Consider the following 22,288-nt stretch of genomic DNA (forward strand, 5'->3'; position numbering starts at 1 on the left):
GTTACTGATATGGCAGGCCAGTGCGCTGACGTAATGAGGATCCTCGGACGATGAGTGATGTTGCAAGCCTGTCGGTTGCCCTGCACCTGAACTCTGCGGCGTTTAAATCGCAGATCACCGACGCATACCAGAAAGCTGGGCAGGCCAGCAAAAAATTCAACGGGCAGGCGACCGCGCAGGCAAACGAGCTGGCGGATGCCATCTCAAAAACGGTCAGCGCAGCGCGGTCTATTGGCTTCCCGGCGGCGAATGCCGATCAGTTCTCTGGCGCCACCCGCGGTGCCGGGCAGCTGAACTTCGTGCTGCATGAGGTGGCAGCCGGGAGTAATGTTGCCAGCAGCAGCATCATCAATGCGCTGATCCCCGCGGTTCACTCCCTGAAAGGGCAACTGGACGGCAGCGCCGGCGGCTGGAAAACCCAGCTGGAAGCAGCCAAAAATGCTGCGGCAGAGCTGGCGTCGGCGGCACAAAGTCAGATAGCCGTCGCCCAGGCCGAACGGCAGGCGGCCATCAACAAAGTGGCTATTGCCGAAAAAACGATTGCAGCCGCAAAGGCACAGCGTGACCAGGCGATCGCCCTTGACGAGTATTATGCCAAACAGGCCGCAGTGAATAAGCAGTTCGGTCTGAATGTCAGTTATCAGGATGAGCACCTGAAGAATGAGCGGGCGATCCTCGAAGCCAACAAGCTCGAAGCCAGCGGCCTGGAGAAACTGAAGGCTGCAAAAGCTGGAGTGGCCGCTGCTGAGTTGGCGGAAACAGGCGGTAAAGCGGCACTGACAGCAGCGACTGAAGCCGCCGCAGCAGCAAATACCCAGTTGACAGTGTCACAGCGCATTGCCGCGACGAGTAGTCGGGCGCTGGGTGCGGCTATGAGCCTGCTGGGTGGGCCGGTTGGCATTGGCCTGACTGTACTTGCTGCTGGTGGAACGTACCTTTACAGCGAGTTCAAAAAGGCTGAAGAGCAGACTAAAAAACTTAATGCTGCTGTTTTGGATCTGAATACATCCTCTCTTGTTTCTGCAGATGATTTGAAACGGCTCAATGGGCAACTTGGGGATACTGAAAATTCGGTTGATGCTGTAACGGCTGCAGCGAAGGGCGGATTCAGCGGTCAAATGCTGACGGATGTTGCTACTCTGGCAAATGCTTACGCCGAAGCAGGCGGAAGTGCTCAGGATCTGGTGAATAGTCTGACGGCACTTCGTGGTGACCCTGTTGCGGCCATGCAAAAACTGACCGCACAAGGGGTGGCGTTGACTGATGCCACTATTCAGCAGGTGATTGCTCTCAATAAAAGTGGCGATGCAGCGCAGGCGAGTCAAATCATTATTGAAGCTGCACTGGAGGCATCCCGGGAGCGAGCAAAAGAACTTGGCGTTGAGGTTGATAAAACAGCAGGGAGCGTTAACAACCTTGGAAATACTTTCGCTGGTATGGGTCTCCAGGCATCGAAGGCCCTGATTGATAGCTCACTGTATTTGAAAAAGCTTCAGGATGATGTTGACTCGGCCAGCGCCAGATATATTGCTGCAAGTAAAGCTGGCTGGGCTCAGGCTGAAAATACCCGCATCAAAAATGCTGCCGATCTTAAAAATTACATCGATGCCGGAACAAGTGCTGCTGATAAGCGTGCCGAGGCTATCAAAAAGCTGAACAACAGCATTTATGCATCAGGGTCAGATGATTACAAGCGGATCCTGAAGGGCATTAACGACGAGTACGACAAGGCTGCTAAAAAAGAACAGCCGAAAGCGGCTAAACCTGTTAGTGAGAGCGCAGGGCAGCGCGCACTTGAGCAGGCTCAGCAGCAAAATGCCGTGTTGCGCGAGCAGGCACAGAGCAGCGATAAACTCACTGCATCAGCCAGTCAGCTTGCTGCATTCAATGAGAAGATTTCGCAGCTCAAAGGCCAGCATCTGACCGCTGATCAGCAGAGTCTGGTCAACATGCAGGGTCAGATTCGGGCCCAGTTGCAGGCGAACGCGCTGCTGGAGAAGGAGGCCGCGCTCCGGAAATTATCGGAGAAGTACCAGCAGGAAAGCCGCAAATGGCGGGAAGAGGCCAACGCTATGAAACGGGAAGCGGATCAGGGGCTGGGTAAATACAGCCTGTCTGATCGAGAGTCCGCTGACGCTGAAGCCAGGCTTGCTATTACCAATCGTTTTGAGCAACGCCGCGCCGCGCTGGAAAATGATTTCACCGATCACAGCTCAGCTGAGTATCAGGCCCGCCTGGCCGACCTTGAATCGGCCAAGCAGCGTGAACTGCAGATCACCCAGCAAAGCGTTGATGACAAGCTGGACGCCGAGAAGGATTACACGGCCGGCTTCCGGCGCGGCGCGAAAAACTGGGTGGACAGCGCCCGCGATGCAAACAGCCAGATGGCGGGCTATGCAGGCAGCCTGTTTGACGGAATGACTGATTCGCTTGCAGCGTTCGCCACGACCGGAAAGCTTAATTTTAAAAGCTTTACGGTTTCTATTTTGTCCGACCTTGCGAAAATCGCTACCCGTATTGCGTTGTCCAGCGCGCTACAAAGCATCTTTGGCGCTGTTACATCGTCTTACGCCGGAGGAGGAAGCACGCCATCCGGTGCGTATGACAATGCAGCGTCTGGTATCAATTTTAATGCCAAAGGCGGCGTTTACGATTCCCCTTCTCTCAGTGCCTACAGCGGCGGCGTCTACAACTCGCCGCAGGTGTTTGCTTTTGCAAAAGGGGCTGGCGTGTTCGGTGAAGCAGGACCAGAGGCGATCATGCCGCTCACCCGCGCGTCGGATGGTTCGCTGGGCGTGCGGGCAACGGGGGGAGGAGGTAATGCAACCAGCGGCGCGGCACCGCAGGTGCATATCGTCATTCAAAGCGATGGTAATACCAGCACGCAAAGTACCGGCGGCTGGGAGCAGTTCGGCAAAGAGATCGGCGCATTTGTGGATCAGCGCTACCGGAAACTCATTAATTCAGATTTGCGCCCGGGCGGCGCTATCTGGAACAGCACCAGCGGGAGGCGATAATGGCGCTTGAAACGTTTGAATGGAGCCCGCGTGTTAATCCGTCTCAGGACGTGACCATGCGTACCCGCAAGGCGCAGTTCGGCGACGGTTACATGCAGGTTTCCGGGGATGGAATTAACCCCCGTTCCCAGCAGTGGGATTTAACCTTCATCGGCCTGGAGTCCACTATCCAGGCAATAAAGCAATTTCTCGATCGCCACGAGGGCACAAAAGCCTTTTTCTGGAAGCCACCGCTGGAAGATTTGGCGCTCTGGCGTTGCGAGGAATATAAACCTTCGCCGATGGGCGGCGGCAACTGGTCGCTCACTGCGACATTCATACAGGCCTTTAAACCATGAGCATTAACGCTGATTATCAGAAGCTTGAACCCGGTAATGCTGTGCGACTGTTTGAAGTGGACGGCAGCGCCTTTGGCGTGGCTGAGGTTCTGCGTTTCCACGCTTACAACATTCCCCACACAGAACAGGAAATTCTGGCGGCCAGCGGCGATGAGTCGAAGCTGCCCGCTAAAAGTATCTGGTGGCAGGGGGCGGAATATTCGGCCTGGCCCTGCCAGATAGAAGAAATCGAGACGTCGACAGATGGCAGCTCTGCGCAACCAAAGCTGTCTGTAGCAAACCTCGACAGCTCGATCACCGCGTTATGCCTCGCCTACGACGATATGTTGCAGGCGAAGGTCACCATACATGACACGCTGGCGCAGTATCTCGATGCGCAAAACTTTGATGGCGGAAACCCTTCAGCCGATCCGACACAGGAAAAGCTGAAGGTGTTCTATATCGATGCCAAAAGCAGCGAAACGAATGAAACAGTCGAGTTCACGCTATCCAGCCCGATGGATTTGCAGGGGCTGATGATCCCGACGCGCCAGCTGCATTCGCTGTGTACCTGGTGCATTCGCAACAAATACCGTACCGGTGATGGCTGTGATTACGCTGGCACCCGATATTTCGACAAAAACAATAACCCGGTTGATGATCCATCGCTCGATGAATGCAACGGCACGCTAACGGCCTGCAAACTTCGGTTCGGTGAAAATAACGAACTCTCGTTTGGTGGCTTCCCGGGCACGTCTTTGATCAGGAGCTGATATGCGTCAGAAAACCATCGATGCGATTATGGCGCATGCTGCAGCTGAATATCCTCTTGAGTGTTGCGGCGTGGTGGCGCAGAAAAGCCGCGTTGAACGTTATTTCCCGTGCCGGAATCTTGCCGCGGCGCCAGAGGACAATTTTGTCATTTGCCCCGAAGACTACGCAGCTGCTGAGGACTGGGGAACGGTGATCGCCATCGCTCACAGTCACCCGGACGCCACAACGCAACCTAGCGAACTGGATAAAGCGCAATGCGATTCAACGCTTTTACCCTGGCACATCGTAAGCTGGCCGGAGGGAGATTTACGCACCATTCAACCGCGCGGAGAATTGCCGCTGCTGGAGCGTCCGTTTGTGCTTGGTCACTTCGACTGCTGGGGGCTGGTAATGAGCTATTTCCGGCAAACGCATGGTATAGAGCTCCACGATTACCGGGTGGATTATCCCTGGTGGGAAAACGACTATCCGGACAACTTCTATCAGGATTGCTGGTATGAGTGCGGATTCCGTGAATTCGACGGGCCACCGAAACCCGGCGATATGGTGATCATGCAGGTCCAGGCTGATAAGTGGAACCACGCGGGAATCCTGCTGGAGGGTAATATGCTGCTGCACCACCTGTATGGACATCTGAGCCAGCGCGTGCCGTATGGTGGATACTGGCAGGAACGAACGATGAAGATTCTACGTTACAAATCTCTGTGCTAACCTTTTGCAAAATGAAAAAAGAGGTTAGGGATATGAGGAAGTTTCTTTCGATATTGGCGTGTAGCCTGATTATTATTGGTTGCACACCTTCTGAAAAGGATTTTATTGACATGGGGGAGTCCTTAGTCAAAGACACCCTTAAAGATCCGGACAGCGCTAAGTTTGAATCATTTTTCCGTGATTTTGGTGAAAATACTGGATATGTTTGCGGTCATGTGAATGCTAAAAATTCATACGGCGCATATACGGGTAAAAAACCATATTATGTGCGTATTGAGGTCAAAGATGGGAAGGTCAATAATCATGGACCAATCATCATTATTAATGACCAAGACCAAAAGAAAATCGATTCCTATGAGTCAATCTGTCAAAAGGACTGATGTGCGATGAAAAAGATTATCCTCCCAATTTTTATCTTCTTGCTGATGGGGTGTTCTGTTTCCTCACTGGAAGAACAAAAACCTATTTTATCAGAGCATTCAACAAAAACTGTTGATGAGGTCAACCGTTGCCTTGCTCCTAAATGGGTGGAGCTACGTTCTTCAAGCTCCAGCATACCCACTGAATCAGGATACAAAATCACAGCATCAGACGATATATTCGGTGCTCTTTCAGTAGTGAATATCGATAAATCAGCTACAGGCGGAAGTGACATACAGGTTTATGCCGTCGCGAAAGGATGGAACGACCACTGGGCTACTGCCGCCAGATCATGTCTTTGAAAAAGCCAAAAATAATCTAAGCCATCTTCGGGTGGCTTTTTTTATGGGGAATGAAAATGTCAGAGGTTATGACCCGAATTGAGCTCGGCGGTGTTTTGGGCAAAACCTACGGGAAGGTTCACCATCGCTTAATAAGAACAACCGCAGAGGCGATCAACTCTGTTACAAAAACAATAGACGGGCTGGAGAAATTTTTGATAACCAGCAAAGCAAGGGGCCTGACCTACGCCGTCTTTAAAGATAAAAAAAATATCGGAAAAGATGATTTTGGTTTTCCGGTAACAGGGGAGGTTATTCGAATTGTCCCTGTGGTGATCGGAAGTAAAAAAGCCGGGGTATTACAGACAATTCTTGGCGCCGTGCTCGTCGTTGTTGGGGTAGCCATTGGCTATTTCTCAGGTGGCACTCTATCAGCTGTGGGGTACGGGGCTGCGAAATTCGGTGCGGCCATGATGCTGGGGGGGGTTGTCCAAATGCTATCTCCTCAACCTGCAGGTCTGGCCAGCAAACAAAGCGCAGATAACCGTGCATCCTACGCGTTTGGTGGCGTAACAAACACCGCGGCGCAAGGTTACCCGGTGCCGCTCCTGTATGGCCGCCGGCGGATAGGCGGAGCGATTATTTCTGCGGGAATTTATGTCGAAGATCAGCAGTAGGTAACTAACCTTTTTTTTCTGGCCATCCTCGGGTGGCTTTTTTTATGGGCGCAATATGGCTACAGATAAAGTGTTAAAGGGCCGCAAGGGCGGCAGCTCCAGTTCCCGAACCCCTACCGAACAGCCTGATGATCTGCAATCTGTAGCGAAGGCAAAAATCCTCATTGCGCTTGGGGAGGGGGAGTTTGCAGGACAGCTAACTGGCAAAGATATCTACCTGGACGGAACGGCGCTGGAGAATGCCGACGGCTCCCAAAACTTCAGCGGAGTGACGTGGGAGTTTCGCGCGGGAACGCAGGCGCAAAAGTATATTCAGGGTATTCCCGGTACCGAAAACGAGATCAGCGTGGGAACTGAGGTATCAAGCGCCACAGCCTGGACGCGAACGTTTACCAATACGCAGCTTTCAGCAGTTCGCCTGCGTCTGAAATGGCCATCGCTTTTCAAACAGGAGGACGACGGTGATCTGGTCGGTTACTCGGTCAATTATGCGATTGACCTGCAGACGGACGGCGGCGCATGGCAGACGGTACTCAATACGAGCGTGACCGGAAAAACGACGTCTGGTTACGAGCGTAGCCACCGTATTGATTTACCGCAGGCTGGAAGCACCTGGACAATCCGCCTGCGCAAGATTACCCCTGATGCCAACAGCGCGAAGATCGGCGACACGATGACGCTGCAGAGCTTCACTGAGGTGATTGACGCCAAATTACGCTATCCAAACACAGCGTTACTCTACATCGAATTCGATTCCAGCCAGTTTAACGGCTCTATCCCGCAGATCTCCTGCGAGCCCCGCGGCCGCGTTATCCGCGTTCCGGATACCTACGACCCTGAAACCCGCACTTATAGCGGTACATGGACCGGTGCGTTTAAGTGGGCATGGACGGATAACCCTGCGTGGATTTTTTACGATCTGGTTGTTTCTGACCGGTTCGGCCTCGGGCACCGTTTGACCGCTGCGAATATTGATAAATGGACGCTTTATCAGGTTGCCCAGTATTGTGATCAGATGGTACCAGACGGCAAAGGGGGCAACGGTACCGAACCACGTTATACCTGCAACGTGTACATTCAGGACCGGAACGACGCCTACACAGTCCTGCGTGATTTTGCTGCTATCTTCCGTGGCATGACCTACTGGGGTGGGGATCAGATTGTGGCCCTGGCTGACATGCCGCGCGATGTTGATTACAGCTACACGCGTGCTAATGTTGTTGGCGGTCGATTCACCTATTCGAGCAGTACCACGAAAAGCCGCTACACCACAGCGCTGGTATCATGGTCAGATCCAGGTAACGCCTATGCTGACGCGATGGAGCCGGTATTTGAGCAGGCGCTGGTGGCCCGGTACGGATTTAATCAGCTGGAAATGACAGCCATCGGCTGTACCCGTCAATCAGAAGCGAACCGAAAGGGGCGCTGGGGTATTCTCACCAACAACAAGGATCGCGTTGTTTCGTTTGATGTTGGCCTGGACGGAAACATTCCGCAGCCGGGATACATCATCGCCGTGTCAGACGAGCTTCTGTCCGGCAAAGTTATGGGCGGCCGCATCAGTGCTGTTAACGGTCGCGTGATTAAACTTGACCGCGTAGCTGATGCAGCAGCAGGTGATCGCCTTATTCTCAATCTTCCCTCCGGTGTGTCACAGAGCAGGACTATTCAGGCGGTTAACGGGGAATCAGTCACAGTCACCACGGCATACAGTGAGACACCACAGGCCGAAGCTGTATGGGTGGTTGAGTCAAATGAACTCTACGCCCAGCAGTATCGTGTTGTCAGTGTCTCCGATAACAATGATGGTACCTTCTCGATTACCGGCGCATGGCACGACCCGGATAAATATGCCCGTATCGATACCGGAGCCATCATTGACCAGCGGCCGGTGAGTGTGATCCCACCGGGTAACCAGTCGCCGCCTGCGAACATCGTGATCAGCTCCTTTTCCGTGGTTCAGCAAAATATCAGCGTCGAAACGATGCGCGTGAGCTGGGACCAGGCGCAGAACGCTATCGCCTATGAAGCGCAATGGCGCCGCAACGACGGGAACTGGGTTAACGTGCCGCGCAGCTCCACCACGTCATTTGATGTATCGGGTATTTATGCCGGGCGCTACCTCGTGCGTGTGCGCGCTATTAATGCCTCTGAAATTTCCTCTGGCTGGGGCTACTCCGAAGAGAAAACGCTTACGGGCAAGGTGGGAAATCCGCCGAAACCTGTCGGCTTTGCGACAACGCCGATCAACTGGGGGATTCGCCTGAACTGGGGATTCCCGGCTAACACCGGGGACACGCTGAAAACGGAAATTCAGTACACCGCAAACAGTGATTTCTCAAATCCGCTGCTGCTGAGTGATGTGCCTTACCCGTCATCGGAATACACGCAGCTCGGACTGAAAGCGGGGCAGGAGTTCTGGTACCGCGCGCAGTTGGTCGATAAAAGTGGGAACGAATCAGGGTATACCGAATGGATTCGGGGAATGTCGAACGATAACGCCGATGATTATTTGGGTGATATTACGGACGATTTTCTGTCTTCAGAAGATGGTGATCGGCTGACGAGCGACATTGATACCAACATAGAGGGCATCTTGCAGAATGCTCTGGCGAACCACGGAACTGTTGAACATCAGTTCGCGCAGTACGGCGAGGTCAGGGCCGACATTCTGGTGGTGAAGACCACGATCGCCGATGTGAATCAGGCAATGGCAGAAATGTCCACGCAGGTGCAGGCGCAGCTTAACGACGTAACGGCGGCGCTGGAAGACAAGCTGACGGCGGTAGTGGATGCCACTGGTGCATCGGCAATCTACACGCTTAAAACGGGCGTGCGTATCAATGGCGTGATGTACAACGCCGGGATGAGCATTGCTGTACTGGCGGAGGCCGGTAAGCCGGTAGTCACCCGCGTCGGGTTTAACGCCAACCAGTTTGTCCTGATGAGTGGCAGTGGTGATACGCAGTATTCTCCGTTTGCTGTTGTTAATGGTCAGGTATTTATTAGCGATGCGTTTATTCAGAACGCCAGTATCACCAGTGCGAAAATTGCGGATGCTGCGATTACTAACGGCAAAATCTCAGGCGCATTCTGGTCTACGGGCTATAAAATTGCAAATCAGGGCGGTTGGTGTCTGTCTAAGGCTGATAACAACCTGTCATTTACTGGGCCCAGCGGGCGACTGCTGGTACAGCTGGGGCATATTACCGGAGTAGCGCCTAATGTCTGATTTTGGTTTTGATTGCTGGCATGAGGACGGATCATCAGCAAACTTTGGTATTAAACCAATATCAATCATTGGAACGATAAAGCTGAGTGCCGGCCAGACGTCAGGTGCATATTCGTTCAACGTGCCGGCAGGGAAGAGGCTCGGATATATGCTGGGTCTGGCAAAAACTATAGCGTATGTAGAGGGGCGCCGAACAATAACCGTTTCAGGCAATAGTATTGTAATTGGCGCAGGCACTGATAACTCTCTGAACCAGCCTCAGGCAAATGAGAGCTATGTTTTTGTTTTTCTGGAAAATGCATAATGGCTAACAGATATGGTGCGTTATTATCGTTGAAAAGCGGCGAAACATTTATCACCCCCCAGTCAGTACCTGTTTGTCTGTATTCAAAGCAGACGTTTTCGTCAGTATCGAATGGTGCTCTACATTATATTGAGCAACTGGTTAATATACCTGATGCAACACAACCTGTTATCCCGTTTGTTCTGACATCCCGTCAGGCCGCGTGTGCTGTCTGGATTGAATCAAACGGACAACTGGCTGTACGGGCCTATGAGATACTAAATACCGCATTTACCCTGACAGTCTATTTATTCACTATATTCCCTCAGCCCATGCCAAATCCTCCGTATGGGCTGGCTGTCTGGGACGACCAGACGGGGAATCTGGTTATTACTCATGAATCGAAAATCCTGACGGACGTGGTAACTGTCGGAACAATCGGGGCAAATGGAGGCATTTATATTGACGAGAGCAGAGCGGGTAAATGGGCAATTATCCCGGATGTTGCAGGTCAGCAGGTATGGCGAATATCTGGCGGTGGACCGGGCGGTCAGCTCTGGCCTGTTCCGGTTACTTTTACAGCTGTATATAACGGGGCCAGCACCCGAATTTATACCGCTGCCACTCAGGCAATTCCATCTGGTAGCGCGCAGCCAATGGCCCCTGTAAATGCAGGTAATACAGTTATTGCAGTTGAAGTGTCAAAATATTGAATGCCTGTACGATCGTTTTAAACGATCAATGTATTTTAAATGATCTGTTAAATCTATTATCTATTGTTGTCCGCTATTGATATTTTGAATATGAATAACTACAGCGAGTAACAATATGAAAATTATATTAATCGTTCTTGCATTTTTATCATTAACTGCATGTTCCGGCACTCTCGAAAAGAAATTACCCTTATGTACAGCAACGGCGATGATCGGCAATCAGGAAACAGACGTGCTCATTTACGGGATACGTAAAATTGTAAACCAGACACAATATCAGGCCGGTTATCCATTTAACTGGCGATGGGTGAATAAGAATAATTTCACCAGTTCGAACTGTTCGAATTAAACCTACAAAAAATAACCCGCTCCGGTGGGTTTTTTATTATCTGAATTCAGGAGATATCCATGTCAGCAGGAACCTTAACCCTGACGAATAACTCTGCTGCTGTAGCCGGCAGCGGAACCGCATTCACTACAGAACTGGCGGCCGGTGATTTTATTGTCGCTATGGTCGGCGGTATTCCATACACCCTCCCGGTTAAGACCATTAACAGCAACACATCACTGACGCTGGTGAGTAATTTCACCGGGCCAACGCAATCTGGTGCGGCCTGGTATGCAGTTCCTCGTATCGCCATGAACCTGGTCACCGCAGCTGTAGTAACACAAGCTGCTGAAGCCCTGCGCGGGCTGAACTATGACAAGCAGAACTGGCAAAGTATTTTCAGCGGCACAGGGAATGTCACAGTCAAACTGCCTGATGGTTCAACCTGGACAGGACCAGCATGGAATGGAATAGCATCGTCTCTCTCCGGGAAAATGGAAAAAGGCGCGAACTTAGGGGATGTTACGGATAAGACTGTAGCCAGGGTAAACCTTGGTTTAGGGAGTTGCGCAACGGAGAACTATGATTCAGCAAATTACAGCTTTGTAAATGCCCCGCTACGAATTGCCTTGCAGAATGTTTATGATTTAAGAGGAATTGCTTCTCATGCCTTAATGAATAAAACTCCAGTGGGAATTGTTGGTGGGGTTGATATTGGCAGTAATATGCCTGGCTCGGGTTTAACTAATGCTCTTGTTGGAGTGATTACCTGCCGTGGGTGGCCTGATAACTCTGCGAGGGATGCGTGTTTCCAGCTATCCTTCAGTAACGCTTTTCAGGGTTTTCGCGCCGCGAACGCCAGTTCTCCGAGTAATTACTGGTACGGAAACTGGAATAAAATATGGACTGCACTAAATACAACAACGGCTTCGGACGGGACAATCAAGGCAGCTTCACCAGTAGTGAAGATATTTGGTGATGGGACTGGCGAAAATAACATGGAGTCTGAGGGCTGCAAAGTATCCCGCATCGGCGTAGGCGAGTATCTTATTGAGGGGTGTCTTGGTCTTAACTCCGATCCCGCATGGGGCGGCACAGATGGCGGTTTTGATATACCTAAAGACCGAAACAGACAGCCTTTGATATGGCTGGATTACAAGGTAAATCCAGATGGTTCTGTTCTGGTGAAAACGTTCCATCGAACCTATCCCGATGCACCGGAGTTTGCCCGCAATCTGATTGGTGTAAAAGATGAGGCTGGCGGTTTCACCGAAACCATAAAAAATGGAAATCCAATTGATATCCCGGCAGATCAGTATGTTTCAGTTCGTGTGGAGATGCCGTCTGATAGTCTCTGGAATCAGAGGCAAGAGGAAGCGCGGGAGGCAATGGAAAAAGCTGAACGCGAGCGCCAGCAAAATCAGCAGGATACTCAGTCGTAAAAATGACAGCTGCCGCAACCATGCCGTATGCAAGAGCATGATTGCGGCCGACTGGCGAACGTTCGATAGTGCGAGTATTGAATGATTGCCAGCCACGGCAGATTGTACTTAAGCAATATGACGGTTCAAGGCGTTTAATCTGAAACCAGCCACATATCAGCCTCTTCAAACATTTCCTGAACTGTCGAGCTGATGCGCTCTTTTTCGTGTTTGCTGGCGTCAGTATTGATTGCTGGCAACGACATCATCGGCTTAACGCGAACGTCAGCATCAGGAAAGATACGATGAATCCGCTTCGCCAACTCACCGAGAATAATATCGTTCGCACCTTTCAAACCTTCAAAATTACGCTTGTCATAAACCAGTTCCACAAACATCGCTTCAATCCTTTTGCTGGGTAAATATACAGTTATTTTTAACTGGTTGTTTATACAGTGTCAAGGTGCTCGTAGGGGCAGTTTTGAAGAGATTTCCTGGGGCATCAATGGGGCAAAAAAATCTGTTTTGGGACACTTTGGGGCATGTATGGGACGTTTTGACTTGTGTGAACTTTGGTGAATTTCATATGAACACTAAATATAGTGTATTGATTTAACTAAAGAAAACTCATGCTCTTGGGCGCTCTTTAGTGATTTTTAAAATTCGCGCGTCACGCAGTTAAAGTGGCGGGCATACTCTTCAAGGCTGGTGATCCCCAGACGCACCCATTTGGGATGCGCCCACTGGGGTAAACCGATATAAATCATAGCGCTTGCAGGATCTCGTCCACGCTGCGTACGCGTGCGATACGCGGGAAAATATGCGTCATGCTGCCCTGATGTTGCTCAGCGCTGGCGGCACTACAGGCGTTTTCTGCAACGATCAGATTAAAACCCAGCTCCCACGCATTTCGCGCCGTTGACTCCACGCCAATATTTGTGGAAATGCCGCACAGGACGATGGTCTCGATGCCCCGACGACGCAGTTGTAATTCCAGATCGGTGCCGTAGAAAGCCCCCCACTGGCGTTTGGTCACTTCGAGGTCGCTGGCGCATTTACCCAGAGCGCTCGGGTAATTCCACCAGTTTTCGGGTAACGCTTTGGCCGGAGCGTGAGCATCAACTGGCTGTTTCAGCGCTTCGGCATAATCGTCAGACCAGCCGACGCGCACCATTACCACCGGGGAACCGTGGGCACGGAATTTTTCCGCCAACTGCGCGGCGCGGGCAACCACGTCGTTTGCCGAGTATGGGCCGCCAGCGAAAGGCAGGATACCTTCCTGTAGATCAATAACAACAAGAGCGGTTGTTTTTGCGTTCAGTTCCAGCATGATCACTCCAGTAAAAAAAGAATTCCGTTACACCTTAATCGCGAATCAGTGTGAAAGGGACGACAATTTTTGTTATTTTTTGTGAGATTACGCAATGCCCGTCCAGGAAACAGGCGTACAGTCAGTACCGGACTTATCGTGCGGCAGAATTTCCAGTATAATAGCCGCCTTTTTTCATTCAGTTGTGACATTCAGCTAAAGCTGCGACTTCGTCACCTGCGAGACAGGTGACAATCCGCCTGCGGCAAAGTTAAGGGATATCTCATGCGTACAGAATATTGCGGACAGCTACGTCTGTCCCACGAGGGGCAGCAGGTGACTCTGTGTGGTTGGGTCAACCGTCGTCGTGATCTTGGTAGCCTGATCTTTATCGATATGCGCGACCGCGAAGGTATCGTGCAGGTATTTTTCGATCCGGACCGTGCGGATGCGTTAAAGCTGGCCTCCGAACTGCGTAATGAGTTCTGTATCCAGGTTACGGGCACCGTGCGTGCGCGTGACGCGAAAAACGTCAACGCCGATATGGCGACTGGCGAAATTGAAGTGCTGGCCTCCGATCTGACCATCATCAACCGTTCAGACTCGCTGCCGCTGGACTCTAACCATGTAAACACCGAAGAAGCGCGACTGAAGTATCGCTACCTGGATCTGCGTCGCCCTGAAATGGCGCAGCGCCTGAAAACGCGTGCCAAAATTACCAGCCTGGTGCGTCGTTTTATGGACGATCACGGCTTCCTCGACATCGAAACTCCGATGCTGACCAAAGCTACGCCGGAAGGCGCGCGCGATTACCTGGTTCCTTCTCGTGTTCATAAAGGTAAGTTCTACGCGCTGCCGCAGTCTCCTCAGCTGTTTAAACAGCTGCTGATGATGTCCGGTTTTGACCGCTACTATCAGATCGTAAAATGCTTCCGTGATGAAGACTTACGTGCTGACCGTCAGCCTGAATTTACTCAGATCGACGTTGAGACTTCCTTCATGACCGCGCCGCAGGTGCGTGAAGTGATGGAAGCGCTGGTGCGTAACCTGTGGCTGGAAGTTAAAGGTGTGGATCTGGGTGATTTCCCGATCATGACCTTTGCCGAAGCCGAGCGTCGTTACGGTTCTGATAAACCAGACCTGCGTAACCCGATGGAACTGGTTGACGTTGCCGATCTGGTGAAAGGCGTTGAGTTCGCCGTGTTCTCTGGTCCGGCGAACGATGCGAAAGGCCGCGTGGCTGCCCTGCGTGTACCGGGCGGTGCGAGCTTAAGCCGTAAGCAGATCGACGATTACGGTAACTTTATTAAGATTTACGGCGCGAAAGGTCTGGCTTACATCAAAGTCACCGAGCGTGCGAAAGGCCTGGAAGGCATCACCAGCCCGGTTGCTAAGTTCCTGAACGCAGAAATCGTAGACGCGATTCTGGAGCGTACCGGTGCGCAAGACGGCGACATGATTTTCTTCGGTGCCGACAACAAGAAAGTGGTGGCCGACGCGATGGGCGCGCTGCGTCTGAAACTGGGCAAAGACCTGAACATTACCGACGAAGCCAAATGGGCGCCGCTGTGGGTTATCGACTTCCCGATGTTTGAAGACGATGGTGAAGGCGGGCTGACCGCGATGCACCACCCGTTCACCGCGCCAAAAGACATGACTGCCGCTGAGCTGAAAGCTGCGCCGGAAGACGCGGTTGCCAACGCGTACGATATGGTCATCAACGGCTATGAAGTGGGCGGTGGTTCCGTGCGTATTCACAACGGTGATATGCAGCAGACCGTATTCGGTATTCTGGGCATTAACGAGCAAGAACAGCGCGAGAAATTCGGCTTCCTGCTGGATGCGCTAAAATACGGTACACCGCCGCATGCGGGCCTGGCGTTTGGTCTGGATCGCTTGACGATGCTGCTGACCGGTACTGACAACATTCGTGACGTTATTGCCTTCCCGAAAACCACCGCTGCAGCGTGTCTGATGACTGAAGCGCCAAGCTTTGCCAACGAAGCCGCGCTGGCGGAACTGAGCATTCAGGTTGTTAAGAAGGCTGAGAATAACTGATATGAGATACAAACAGCCTGTCTCGGTGTTAGTCGTGATTTATGCAAAGGACACCGGGAGAGTGCTGATGTTACAGCGACGCGACGATCCTGATTTCTGGCAGTCGGTCACCGGCAGCCTTGAAGAGGGTGAAACCGCGTCGCAAGCCGCGATGCGCGAAGTAAAGGAAGAGGTCGCCATTGATGTTGCGACTGAGCAACTGACCTTAATTGACTGTCAGCGCACGGTGGAATTTGAGATTTTTAGCCATTTACGTCATCGCTATGCGCCGGGAATTGAGCGTAATACTGAATCCTGGTTTTGCCTGGCACTTCCCTCTGAACGAGAGATCGTGTTCACCGAACATCTGACCTACCGTTGGGTTAATGCGCACGAAGCCGCGCAGTTAACCAAGTCGTGGAGTAACCGGCAGGCGATTGAAGAGTTTGTAATTAACGTCGCCTGAGAAGGCGCGCTTTTTGGAGAGATTATTTATGGCAGGTCATAGTAAATGGGCCAACACCAGACATCGTAAAGCAGCGCAGGATGCTAAACGCGGTAAAATTTTCACCAAAATCATTCGTGAGCTGGTGACGGCAGCCAAACTGGGCGGCGGCGATCCGGATGCTAACCCACGTCTGCGCGCCGCGGTTGATAAAGCGCTGGCAAACAACATGACCCGTGACACCCTGAACCGTGCAATCGCGCGTGGTGTTGGTGGCGACGATGATGCGAACATGGAAACCATCATCTATGAAGGTTACGGTCCTGGCGGAACAGCCGTTATGATTGAGTGTCTGTCTGACAACCGTAACCGTACCGTTGCGGAGGTGCGTCACGCATTCACTAAAACGGGCGGCAACCTCGGTACCGACGGTTCCGTAGCTTACCTGTTCAGCAAAAAAGGCGTGATCTCTTTTGAACAAGGCGACGAAGACGCCATTATGGAAGCGGCACTGGAAGCGGGCGCTGAAGACGTTGTGACCTTCGACGACGGCGCGATTGACGTTTACACCGCGTGGGAAGAGATGGGCAAAGTGCGTGATGCGCTGGAAGCGGCTGGTCTGAAAGCGGACGCGGCTGAAGTGTCTATGATCCCCTCCACCAAAGCGGATATGGATGCAGAAACGGCACCGAAGCTGATGCGTCTGATCGATATGCTGGAAGACTGCGACGACGTGCAGGAAGTTTACCACAACGGCGAAATCTCCGATGAGGTTGCTGCAACGCTCGAATGATGTGGTTAAGCCATAAACTAACAGGAGATGCGTGATGTCTATCATTCTCGGCATTGACCCGGGGTCGCGCATCACCGGTTATGGCGTAATCCGTCAGGTCGGCAGACAGCTGACCTACCTCGGTAGCGGCTGCATTCGCACCAAAGTCGACGATCTTCCATCACGTCTGAAGTTGATTTATGCAGGCGTGACGGAAATCATCACCCAGTTCCAGCCCGACTATTTTGCCATTGAGCAGGTCTTTATGGCGAAGAATGCCGACTCGGCGCTAAAGCTGGGGCAGGCGCGCGGCGTGGCGATCGTTGCGGCTACCAATCAGGATCTTCCGGTCTTTGAATACGCGGCCCGCCAGGTAAAACAGACCGTGGTAGGTATCGGCAGCGCGGAAAAAAGCCAGGTTCAGCATATGGTGCGCACGCTGCTAAAACTCCCGGCAAATCCGCAGGCGGATGCCGCGGATGCGCTGGCGATTGCTATTACCCATTGCCACGTCAGCCAGAACGCCATGCAAATGAGCGAGTCGCGGCTGAATCTGGCGCGAGGTCGGTTACGTTAGTGACAAATGAGGCTGGATATCTATCCAGCCTTTTTTTATGATAGCGCATTACCTTTTAGCCCTTAACGCAGGAGCGTCACGTGATAGGCAGACTCAGAGGCATCATTCTTGAAAAACAACCCCCGCTGGTCCTTCTGGAAACCGGTGGAGTAGGCTATGAAGTCCATATGCCGATGACCTGTTTCTACGAGTTGCCGGAAGCCGGGCAGGAAGCGATTATCTTCACCCATTTTGTGGTGCGTGAAGACGCTCAACTGCTATATGGTTTTAACAACAAACAAGAACGCACGCTGTTTAAAGAGTTAATCAAAACCAATGGCGTCGGGCCGAAGCTGGCGCTGGCGATCCTCTCCGGTATGTCTGCACAGCAGTTCGTTAATGCCGTTGAGCGCGAAGAGCTTGGCGCGCTGGTGAAATTACCGGGCATAGGTAAGAAAACCGCAGAGCGGTTGATTGTGGAAATGAAAGACCGCTTTAAAGGCCTGCATGGCGATCTCTTCACGCCGGCGGCGGATCTGGTCCTGACCTCTCCGGCCAGTCCTGCAACGGATGACGCCGAGCAGGAAGCGGTTGCTGCGCTGGTGGCGTTAGGCTATAAACCACAGGAAGCCAGCCGCATGGTGAGCAAAATTGCTCGCCCTGATGCCAGCAGTGAAACCCTGATTCGTGAAGCGCTTCGCGCGGCATTGTGAGGTAAAGGATGATTGAAGCAGATCGCCTGATTTCGGCTGTCAGCACGACCCCTGAAGATCTGGTGGATCGCGCGATCCGCCCCAAATTGCTGGAAGAGTATATTGGCCAGCCTCAGGTGCGTTCGCAAATGGAGATTTTTATCCAGGCGGCGAAGCTGCGCGGTGAAGCCCTCGATCACCTGCTGATTTTCGGTCCTCCAGGTCTCGGTAAAACCACGCTTGCCAATATTGTTGCCAATGAAATGGGCGTTAATCTGCGCACCACTTCCGGTCCGGTACTGGAAAAAGCGGGCGATCTGGCGGCAATGCTCACCAACCTTGAACCGCACGATGTGCTGTTTATCGATGAAATCCATCGCCTGTCACCGGTGGTGGAAGAGGTGCTGTATCCGGCGATGGAAGATTATCAGCTGGATATCATGATTGGCGAAGGACCAGCCGCACGTTCGATTAAGATCGATCTGCCGCCGTTTACCCTGATCGGGGCGACGACGCGCGCCGGTTCGTTAACGTCTCCGCTGCGTGACCGCTTCGGTATTGTACAGCGCCTGGAATTCTATCAGGTGGCAGACCTGCAGCACATTGTTGGACGCAGCGCCCGCTTTATGGGACTGGAAATGAGCGATGAAGGCGCATTGGAAGTGGCACGCCGCGCCCGTGGTACGCCGCGTATCGCCAACCGTTTATTACGCCGGGTACGCGACTTCTCCGAAGTGAAGCATGACGGCACAATTTCAGCAGATATCGCCGCTCAGGCACTGGATATGCTCAATGTGGATGCGGAAGGATTCGATTATATGGACCGTAAGCTGCTGCTGGCGGTTATCGATAAATTCTTCGGCGGACCGGTAGGACTGGATAACCTGGCGGCGGCGATTGGGGAAGAGCGTGAAACCATTGAGGACGTGCTGGAGCCGTATCTGATTCAGCAAGGTTTTCTGCAGCGAACTCCGCGCGGACGTATGGCAACGGTGCGGGCGTGGAACCACTTTGGCATTACGCCGCCGGAAATGCCATAAGATCCAATAATCCCTAATGGCGCTACGCCTGGCAGGCCTACGATATGATGCAGGCCTGACCGGCGTAAAACAGATTACTTCAGTTCATCAACCATGGTGACGGCGCGACCAATGTAATTGGCCGGCGTCATTGCTTTCAGGCGTGTTTTCTCGTCTTCAGGCAGCGCCAGACCGTCGATAAACTGCTTCATACCTTCGGCGTCAACGCGTTTGCCGCGGGTCAGTTCCTTCAGCTTCTCGTATGGTTTTTCAATGCCATAGCGACGCATCACGGTCTGGATCGGCTCTGCCAGCACTTCCCAGTTATGATCCAGTTCATCCAGCAGATGATCGCGGTTCACTTCCAGTTTGCTCACACCTTTCAGCGTGGACTGATAAGCGATCAGTGCATAGCCAATCCCCACGCCCAGGTTACGCAGAACGGTAGAGTCCGTCAGATCGCGCTGCCAGCGGGAGACCGGCAGTTTGCTCGCCAGATGCTGCAGAACCGCGTTAGACAGGCCCAGGTTACCCTCGGAGTTTTCGAAATCGATTGGGTTCACCTTGTGCGGCATGGTGGAGGAGCCAATTTCACCCGCGATGGTTTTCTGTTTGAAATGGTTCAGCGCCACGTAACCCCAGACATCGCGGTCGAAGTCGATCAGGATAGTGTTGAAACGGGCGATGCAATCAAACAGCTCGGCAATGTAGTCGTGCGGCTCAATCTGCGTGGTGTACGGATTCCACTGGATGCCCAGCGAGGTGACAAATTCTTCGCTGAACTGATGCCAGTCCACTTCCGGATAAGCGGCGATGTGGGCGTTATAGTTACCGACTGCACCGTTGATTTTGCCGAGAATTTCGACCTGATTGAGCTGGCGGTACTGACGCTCCATACGGTAAGCCACGTTAGCCATTTCTTTGCCCAGCGTAGACGGGGTTGCTGGCTGACCGTGGGTACGGGAGAGCAGAGGAATATCGCGATACTGTACGGACAAATCTTTCACCGCGTCGATAAGCTTGCGCCAGTACGGCAGAACAACTTCGTCACGGGCGGTTTTCAGCATCAGCGCGTGAGACAGGTTGTTGATGTCTTCTGAGGTACACGCGAAGTGGATGAACTCGGAAACAGCGTGCAGTTCCGGGATATCCGCCACTTTCTCTTTCAGGAAATACTCAACTGCCTTCACGTCATGGTTGGTCGTACGCTCAATGGTTTTAATACGCGCAGCATCTTCTTCATTGAAGTTAGCGACAATCGCATCAAGGAAACCGATTGCGTCGGCAGCAAAAGCAGGAACTTCCTTGATCGCTGCGTGCGCGGCCAGTTTTTGCAGCCAGCGTACTTCAACTTGTACACGGAATTTCAGCAAACCGTATTCGCTGAAAATCCCGCGCAGCGCGCTGACTTTATCGCCGTAGCGTCCATCGACAGGGGAAACGGCGGTCAGTGAGGATAATTCCATAGATCACAACTCCGGGGTTAAATGAGCAAGAATTTGTTTAGCCTGAGTCGTCAGGCGATTACGAGAAAACATGAGTTGCAGACGGCCTCCACCAACCTGATGCCAGAGCACAGCAGCGCGAATGCCAGCCAGCAGGGAAGCGCGTACTTTAGCCTGAACCTGTGGGCTCTGAAGGATGGCCGGGGAGCCCGTAACCTGAATACGTGGGCCGAGTGGGCTGATGACGTCAACATAAATGCCTGCCATCGCACTCATCAACGTTTCTGACTGCAAATCAAAATGGTCCAGTTGGCGCTGCAAGCCGTTGATGCGGTCTCCCAGCGTGTCCATCGCGCCTTTAGCGGCTGACAGCTTACGCTCCAGCACCATCAGGCTTAACGTGTAGCGGGTGAGTTCCGCGTTCAGCCCCTGACGACTGCTGGCGTTGAGCACGCCGAGCATCGTTTCCAGACCTAAACGCAGGTTGGCCTCGCTACCGCCAAACACGCCCAGCGTAGAGCTGGGATTCATGTCGATGACACTGTTCAGTGAAACGTGCAATGCATCGGCATCACAATGCCCCTGGTGCGCCAGTTCCTGCACCAGGCGTGCCGACTGACAAATGCCTGCCAGAGCGAGGGTGATGTCATAATAATTCTTTGCCACGTTCACTGCTTCCTTGTATTAGATGTGTAAGTAATTATACCGGCAGAGGCAATCGTTGTTCGATAATGCCGCCGCCGAGGCACACTTCGCCATTGTAAAAGACAGCCGACTGACCCGGCGTTACCGCCGCGACTGGCTCGTCGAAAATGACTTCAATACGCTCAGCATCCAGCGCCTTAACGGTGCACGGAATGTCGGTCTGACGATAGCGGGTTTTCACCGTGCAGCGCATTGTGCCGGTGAACGGTTCGCGATCGACCCAGTGCAGCTGTTGCGCCACCAGGCCAACGGACATCAGACGCGGGTGTTCATGACCCTGAGCAACAACCAGAATGTTGTTCTCGACGTCTTTATCCACCACGTACCACGGATCTTCCGTGCCTTCTTTCGTCCCGCCAATGCCCAGACCTTTACGCTGACCCAGCGTGTGGTACATCAGCCCCTGATGTTGGCCAATCTCTTCGCCATCAACGGTGATGATTTTGCCAGGCTGAGCCGGCAGGTAACGACCGAGAAACTCGCGGAATTTACGTTCGCCGATGAAGCAGATACCGGTTGAGTCTTTTTTCTTGGCCGTGATCAGACCGAGATCTTCGGCAATTTTACGCACCTGCGGTTTTTCCAGTTCGCCGACCGGGAACAGGCTTTGCGCGATTTGTTCATGACCGAGCGTGTAGAGGAAATAGCTCTGGTCTTTATTGCCATCGAGTCCACGCAGCAGGCGGCTTTTGCCGTCGACGTCGGCGCGGCGCACATAGTGACCGGTGGCGATATAATCGGCACCTAAATCTTCGGCGGCAAACTCGAGGAAGGCTTTAAACTTGATTTCTTTATTGCACAGAATATCGGGGTTTGGCGTACGGCCCGCTTTGTACTCTTCAAGGAACAGTTCAAAGACGTTGTCCCAGTATTCTGCAGCAAAGTTGACGGTATGCAGTTCAATGCCGAGTTTGTCACAGACAGCCTGCGCATCTGCAAGATCGGCGGCCGCTGTGCAATATTCCTCGCCATCGTCCTCTTCCCAGTTCTTCATGAACAGGCCTTCTACCTGATAACCCTGTTGTTGCAACAGCCAGGCAGAAACGGAGGAATCGACACCGCCGGACATGCCGACGATCACTTTTTTTGGGCTTTCAGACATAGGAATACTCACGACATTGAACTTCAAGGCGG

The 22,288-nt window shown here is 52.6% G+C and carries 23 protein-coding genes and 1 pseudogene; 18 read left to right on the plus strand and 6 right to left on the minus strand.

Features of this window, described 5'->3' with window-relative positions; genetic code table 11:
- The first annotated feature begins 50 nt into the window (after window positions 1-50).
- The 12 genes from HV243_RS10600 (at window position 51) to HV243_RS10650 (ending at window position 12,195) form a co-directional block, all read left to right on the plus strand.
- Window positions 51-3,017 (plus strand): phage tail tape measure protein, encoded by a 2,967-nt coding sequence (locus tag HV243_RS10600; RefSeq protein WP_181604012.1) that lies wholly within the window; start codon window positions 51-53, stop codon window positions 3,015-3,017.
- On the plus strand, window positions 3,017-3,355 hold the full coding sequence (locus tag HV243_RS10605) for a phage tail protein (protein WP_181604013.1): 339 nt from the start codon (window positions 3,017-3,019) through the stop codon (window positions 3,353-3,355). Before HV243_RS10600 ends, HV243_RS10605 begins: the two co-directional genes overlap by 1 nt.
- The gene (locus HV243_RS10610) at window positions 3,352-4,107 is read left to right on the plus strand and encodes a phage minor tail protein L (protein WP_181604014.1); all 756 of its coding nucleotides are present in this window, start codon (window positions 3,352-3,354) and stop codon (window positions 4,105-4,107) included. Before HV243_RS10605 ends, HV243_RS10610 begins: the two co-directional genes overlap by 4 nt.
- Before the next feature lies 1 nt (window position 4,108).
- Entirely contained in the window at window positions 4,109-4,819 is a 711-nt protein-coding gene (locus HV243_RS10615) for a C40 family peptidase (protein WP_181604015.1), read from the plus strand.
- Window positions 4,820-4,851: 32 nt separating this feature from the next.
- Window positions 4,852-5,199 (plus strand): hypothetical protein, encoded by a 348-nt coding sequence (locus tag HV243_RS10620; protein WP_103856732.1) that lies wholly within the window; start codon window positions 4,852-4,854, stop codon window positions 5,197-5,199.
- Window positions 5,200-5,205: 6 nt separating this feature from the next.
- The gene (locus HV243_RS10625) at window positions 5,206-5,541 is read left to right on the plus strand and encodes a hypothetical protein (protein WP_047389174.1); all 336 of its coding nucleotides are present in this window, start codon (window positions 5,206-5,208) and stop codon (window positions 5,539-5,541) included.
- A gap of 56 nt (window positions 5,542-5,597) precedes the next feature.
- The gene (locus HV243_RS10630; protein WP_047389172.1) at window positions 5,598-6,197 is read left to right on the plus strand and encodes a tail assembly protein; all 600 of its coding nucleotides are present in this window, start codon (window positions 5,598-5,600) and stop codon (window positions 6,195-6,197) included.
- Between the two features lie 55 nt (window positions 6,198-6,252).
- A complete protein-coding gene (locus tag HV243_RS10635) occupies window positions 6,253-9,429 on the plus strand; it encodes a host specificity protein J (protein ID WP_181604016.1) in 3,177 nt (1,058 codons plus the stop codon).
- Window positions 9,422-9,733, plus strand: a complete 312-nt coding sequence (locus HV243_RS10640) for a hypothetical protein (RefSeq protein WP_181541802.1) — start codon at window positions 9,422-9,424, stop codon at window positions 9,731-9,733. The genes HV243_RS10635 and HV243_RS10640 overlap by 8 nt, the downstream gene beginning before the upstream one ends.
- A complete protein-coding gene (locus HV243_RS10645) occupies window positions 9,733-10,425 on the plus strand; it encodes a hypothetical protein (protein ID WP_104651395.1) in 693 nt (230 codons plus the stop codon). Before HV243_RS10640 ends, HV243_RS10645 begins: the two co-directional genes overlap by 1 nt.
- Before the next feature lie 115 nt (window positions 10,426-10,540).
- Window positions 10,541-10,774 carry a cor protein gene (locus HV243_RS25530; protein WP_104651394.1) on the plus strand — a complete coding sequence of 78 codons (234 nt, stop codon included), beginning with the start codon at window positions 10,541-10,543 and terminating at the stop codon, window positions 10,772-10,774.
- A 59-nt stretch (window positions 10,775-10,833) separates the two neighbouring features.
- Complete coding sequence (locus HV243_RS10650; protein ID WP_181604017.1) at window positions 10,834-12,195, plus strand: phage tail protein; 1,362 nt, start codon at window positions 10,834-10,836, stop codon at window positions 12,193-12,195.
- Window positions 12,196-12,329: 134 nt separating this feature from the next.
- Here HV243_RS10650 and HV243_RS10655 read toward each other — a convergent pair whose 3' ends face one another.
- The 3 genes and pseudogenes from HV243_RS10655 to HV243_RS10660 form a co-directional block, all read right to left on the minus strand.
- Window positions 12,330-12,572, minus strand: coding sequence for a DinI family protein (locus tag HV243_RS10655; protein ID WP_181604018.1), 243 nt, complete (start codon window positions 12,570-12,572; stop codon window positions 12,330-12,332).
- A gap of 273 nt (window positions 12,573-12,845) precedes the next feature.
- A pseudogene (locus HV243_RS25535) lies at window positions 12,846-12,941 on the minus strand (hypothetical protein); the annotation flags it as partial.
- Complete coding sequence (locus HV243_RS10660; protein WP_016156803.1) at window positions 12,938-13,504, minus strand: hydrolase; 567 nt, start codon at window positions 13,502-13,504, stop codon at window positions 12,938-12,940. The pseudogene HV243_RS25535 and the gene HV243_RS10660, both read right to left, overlap by 4 nt.
- 264 nt (window positions 13,505-13,768) lie before the next feature.
- On the opposite strand from HV243_RS10660, the gene aspS reads away from it, so the two are divergent.
- The 6 genes from aspS (at window position 13,769) to ruvB (ending at window position 19,025) form a co-directional block, all read left to right on the plus strand.
- Window positions 13,769-15,541 (plus strand): aspartate--tRNA ligase, encoded by a 1,773-nt coding sequence (gene aspS, locus HV243_RS10665; RefSeq protein ID WP_016153415.1) that lies wholly within the window; start codon window positions 13,769-13,771, stop codon window positions 15,539-15,541.
- A gap of 1 nt (window position 15,542) precedes the next feature.
- Entirely contained in the window at window positions 15,543-15,986 is a 444-nt protein-coding gene (gene nudB / locus HV243_RS10670) for a dihydroneopterin triphosphate diphosphatase (protein WP_016153414.1), read from the plus strand.
- Window positions 15,987-16,014: 28 nt separating this feature from the next.
- Window positions 16,015-16,758: a YebC/PmpR family DNA-binding transcriptional regulator gene (locus HV243_RS10675; protein WP_016153413.1), complete on the plus strand. Its 744-nt coding sequence runs from the start codon at window positions 16,015-16,017 to the stop codon at window positions 16,756-16,758.
- 34 nt (window positions 16,759-16,792) lie between these two features.
- The gene (gene ruvC / locus HV243_RS10680; RefSeq protein WP_003034867.1) at window positions 16,793-17,314 is read left to right on the plus strand and encodes a crossover junction endodeoxyribonuclease RuvC; all 522 of its coding nucleotides are present in this window, start codon (window positions 16,793-16,795) and stop codon (window positions 17,312-17,314) included.
- Between the two features lie 80 nt (window positions 17,315-17,394).
- A complete protein-coding gene (gene ruvA, locus HV243_RS10685) occupies window positions 17,395-18,006 on the plus strand; it encodes a Holliday junction branch migration protein RuvA (protein ID WP_016153412.1) in 612 nt (203 codons plus the stop codon).
- A gap of 8 nt (window positions 18,007-18,014) precedes the next feature.
- Complete coding sequence (gene ruvB, locus HV243_RS10690) at window positions 18,015-19,025, plus strand: Holliday junction branch migration DNA helicase RuvB (protein WP_016153411.1); 1,011 nt, start codon at window positions 18,015-18,017, stop codon at window positions 19,023-19,025.
- A 74-nt stretch (window positions 19,026-19,099) separates the two neighbouring features.
- Here ruvB and purB read toward each other — a convergent pair whose 3' ends face one another.
- From purB to mnmA, 3 genes are read right to left on the minus strand one after another with little or no spacing between them, the layout of a single operon-like run.
- Window positions 19,100-20,470, minus strand: coding sequence for an adenylosuccinate lyase (purB, locus tag HV243_RS10695; RefSeq protein ID WP_016153410.1), 1,371 nt, complete (start codon window positions 20,468-20,470; stop codon window positions 19,100-19,102).
- 3 nt (window positions 20,471-20,473) lie between these two features.
- Complete coding sequence (gene hflD / locus HV243_RS10700; RefSeq protein WP_016153409.1) at window positions 20,474-21,115, minus strand: high frequency lysogenization protein HflD; 642 nt, start codon at window positions 21,113-21,115, stop codon at window positions 20,474-20,476.
- Between the two features lie 34 nt (window positions 21,116-21,149).
- Window positions 21,150-22,256, minus strand: a complete 1,107-nt coding sequence (gene mnmA, locus HV243_RS10705) for a tRNA 2-thiouridine(34) synthase MnmA (RefSeq protein ID WP_003832402.1) — start codon at window positions 22,254-22,256, stop codon at window positions 21,150-21,152.
- Window positions 22,257-22,288 lie beyond the last annotated feature (32 nt).

It is taken from the genome of Citrobacter sp. RHBSTW-00599, from assembly GCF_013784065.1.
GTDB classification, from domain to species: domain Bacteria; phylum Pseudomonadota; class Gammaproteobacteria; order Enterobacterales; family Enterobacteriaceae; genus Citrobacter; species Citrobacter braakii.

Excerpts from the sequence above, each read along its gene's own strand:
- HV243_RS10600 (WP_181604012.1), top strand. The coding sequence starts at position 51 with ATGAGTGATGTTGCAAGCCTGTCGGTTGCCCTGCACCTGAACTCTGCG.
- HV243_RS10605 (WP_181604013.1), top strand. The coding sequence starts at position 3,017 with ATGGCGCTTGAAACGTTTGAATGGAGCCCGCGTGTTAATCCGTCTCAG.
- HV243_RS10610 (WP_181604014.1), top strand. The coding sequence starts at position 3,352 with ATGAGCATTAACGCTGATTATCAGAAGCTTGAACCCGGTAATGCTGTG.
- HV243_RS10615 (WP_181604015.1), top strand. The coding sequence starts at position 4,109 with ATGCGTCAGAAAACCATCGATGCGATTATGGCGCATGCTGCAGCTGAA.
- HV243_RS10620 (WP_103856732.1), top strand. The coding sequence starts at position 4,852 with ATGAGGAAGTTTCTTTCGATATTGGCGTGTAGCCTGATTATTATTGGT.
- HV243_RS10625 (WP_047389174.1), top strand. The coding sequence starts at position 5,206 with ATGAAAAAGATTATCCTCCCAATTTTTATCTTCTTGCTGATGGGGTGT.
- HV243_RS10630 (WP_047389172.1), top strand. The coding sequence starts at position 5,598 with ATGTCAGAGGTTATGACCCGAATTGAGCTCGGCGGTGTTTTGGGCAAA.
- HV243_RS10635 (WP_181604016.1), top strand. The coding sequence starts at position 6,253 with ATGGCTACAGATAAAGTGTTAAAGGGCCGCAAGGGCGGCAGCTCCAGT.
- HV243_RS10640 (WP_181541802.1), top strand. The coding sequence starts at position 9,422 with ATGTCTGATTTTGGTTTTGATTGCTGGCATGAGGACGGATCATCAGCA.
- HV243_RS10645 (WP_104651395.1), top strand. The coding sequence starts at position 9,733 with ATGGCTAACAGATATGGTGCGTTATTATCGTTGAAAAGCGGCGAAACA.
- HV243_RS25530 (WP_104651394.1), top strand. The coding sequence starts at position 10,541 with ATGAAAATTATATTAATCGTTCTTGCATTTTTATCATTAACTGCATGT.
- HV243_RS10650 (WP_181604017.1), top strand. The coding sequence starts at position 10,834 with ATGTCAGCAGGAACCTTAACCCTGACGAATAACTCTGCTGCTGTAGCC.
- HV243_RS10655 (WP_181604018.1), bottom strand. The coding sequence starts at position 12,572 with ATGTTTGTGGAACTGGTTTATGACAAGCGTAATTTTGAAGGTTTGAAA.
- HV243_RS10660 (WP_016156803.1), bottom strand. The coding sequence starts at position 13,504 with ATGCTGGAACTGAACGCAAAAACAACCGCTCTTGTTGTTATTGATCTA.
- aspS (WP_016153415.1), top strand. The coding sequence starts at position 13,769 with ATGCGTACAGAATATTGCGGACAGCTACGTCTGTCCCACGAGGGGCAG.
- nudB (WP_016153414.1), top strand. The coding sequence starts at position 15,543 with ATGAGATACAAACAGCCTGTCTCGGTGTTAGTCGTGATTTATGCAAAG.
- HV243_RS10675 (WP_016153413.1), top strand. The coding sequence starts at position 16,015 with ATGGCAGGTCATAGTAAATGGGCCAACACCAGACATCGTAAAGCAGCG.
- ruvC (WP_003034867.1), top strand. The coding sequence starts at position 16,793 with ATGTCTATCATTCTCGGCATTGACCCGGGGTCGCGCATCACCGGTTAT.
- ruvB (WP_016153411.1), top strand. The coding sequence starts at position 18,015 with ATGATTGAAGCAGATCGCCTGATTTCGGCTGTCAGCACGACCCCTGAA.
- purB (WP_016153410.1), bottom strand. The coding sequence starts at position 20,470 with ATGGAATTATCCTCACTGACCGCCGTTTCCCCTGTCGATGGACGCTAC.
- mnmA (WP_003832402.1), bottom strand. The coding sequence starts at position 22,256 with ATGTCTGAAAGCCCAAAAAAAGTGATCGTCGGCATGTCCGGCGGTGTC.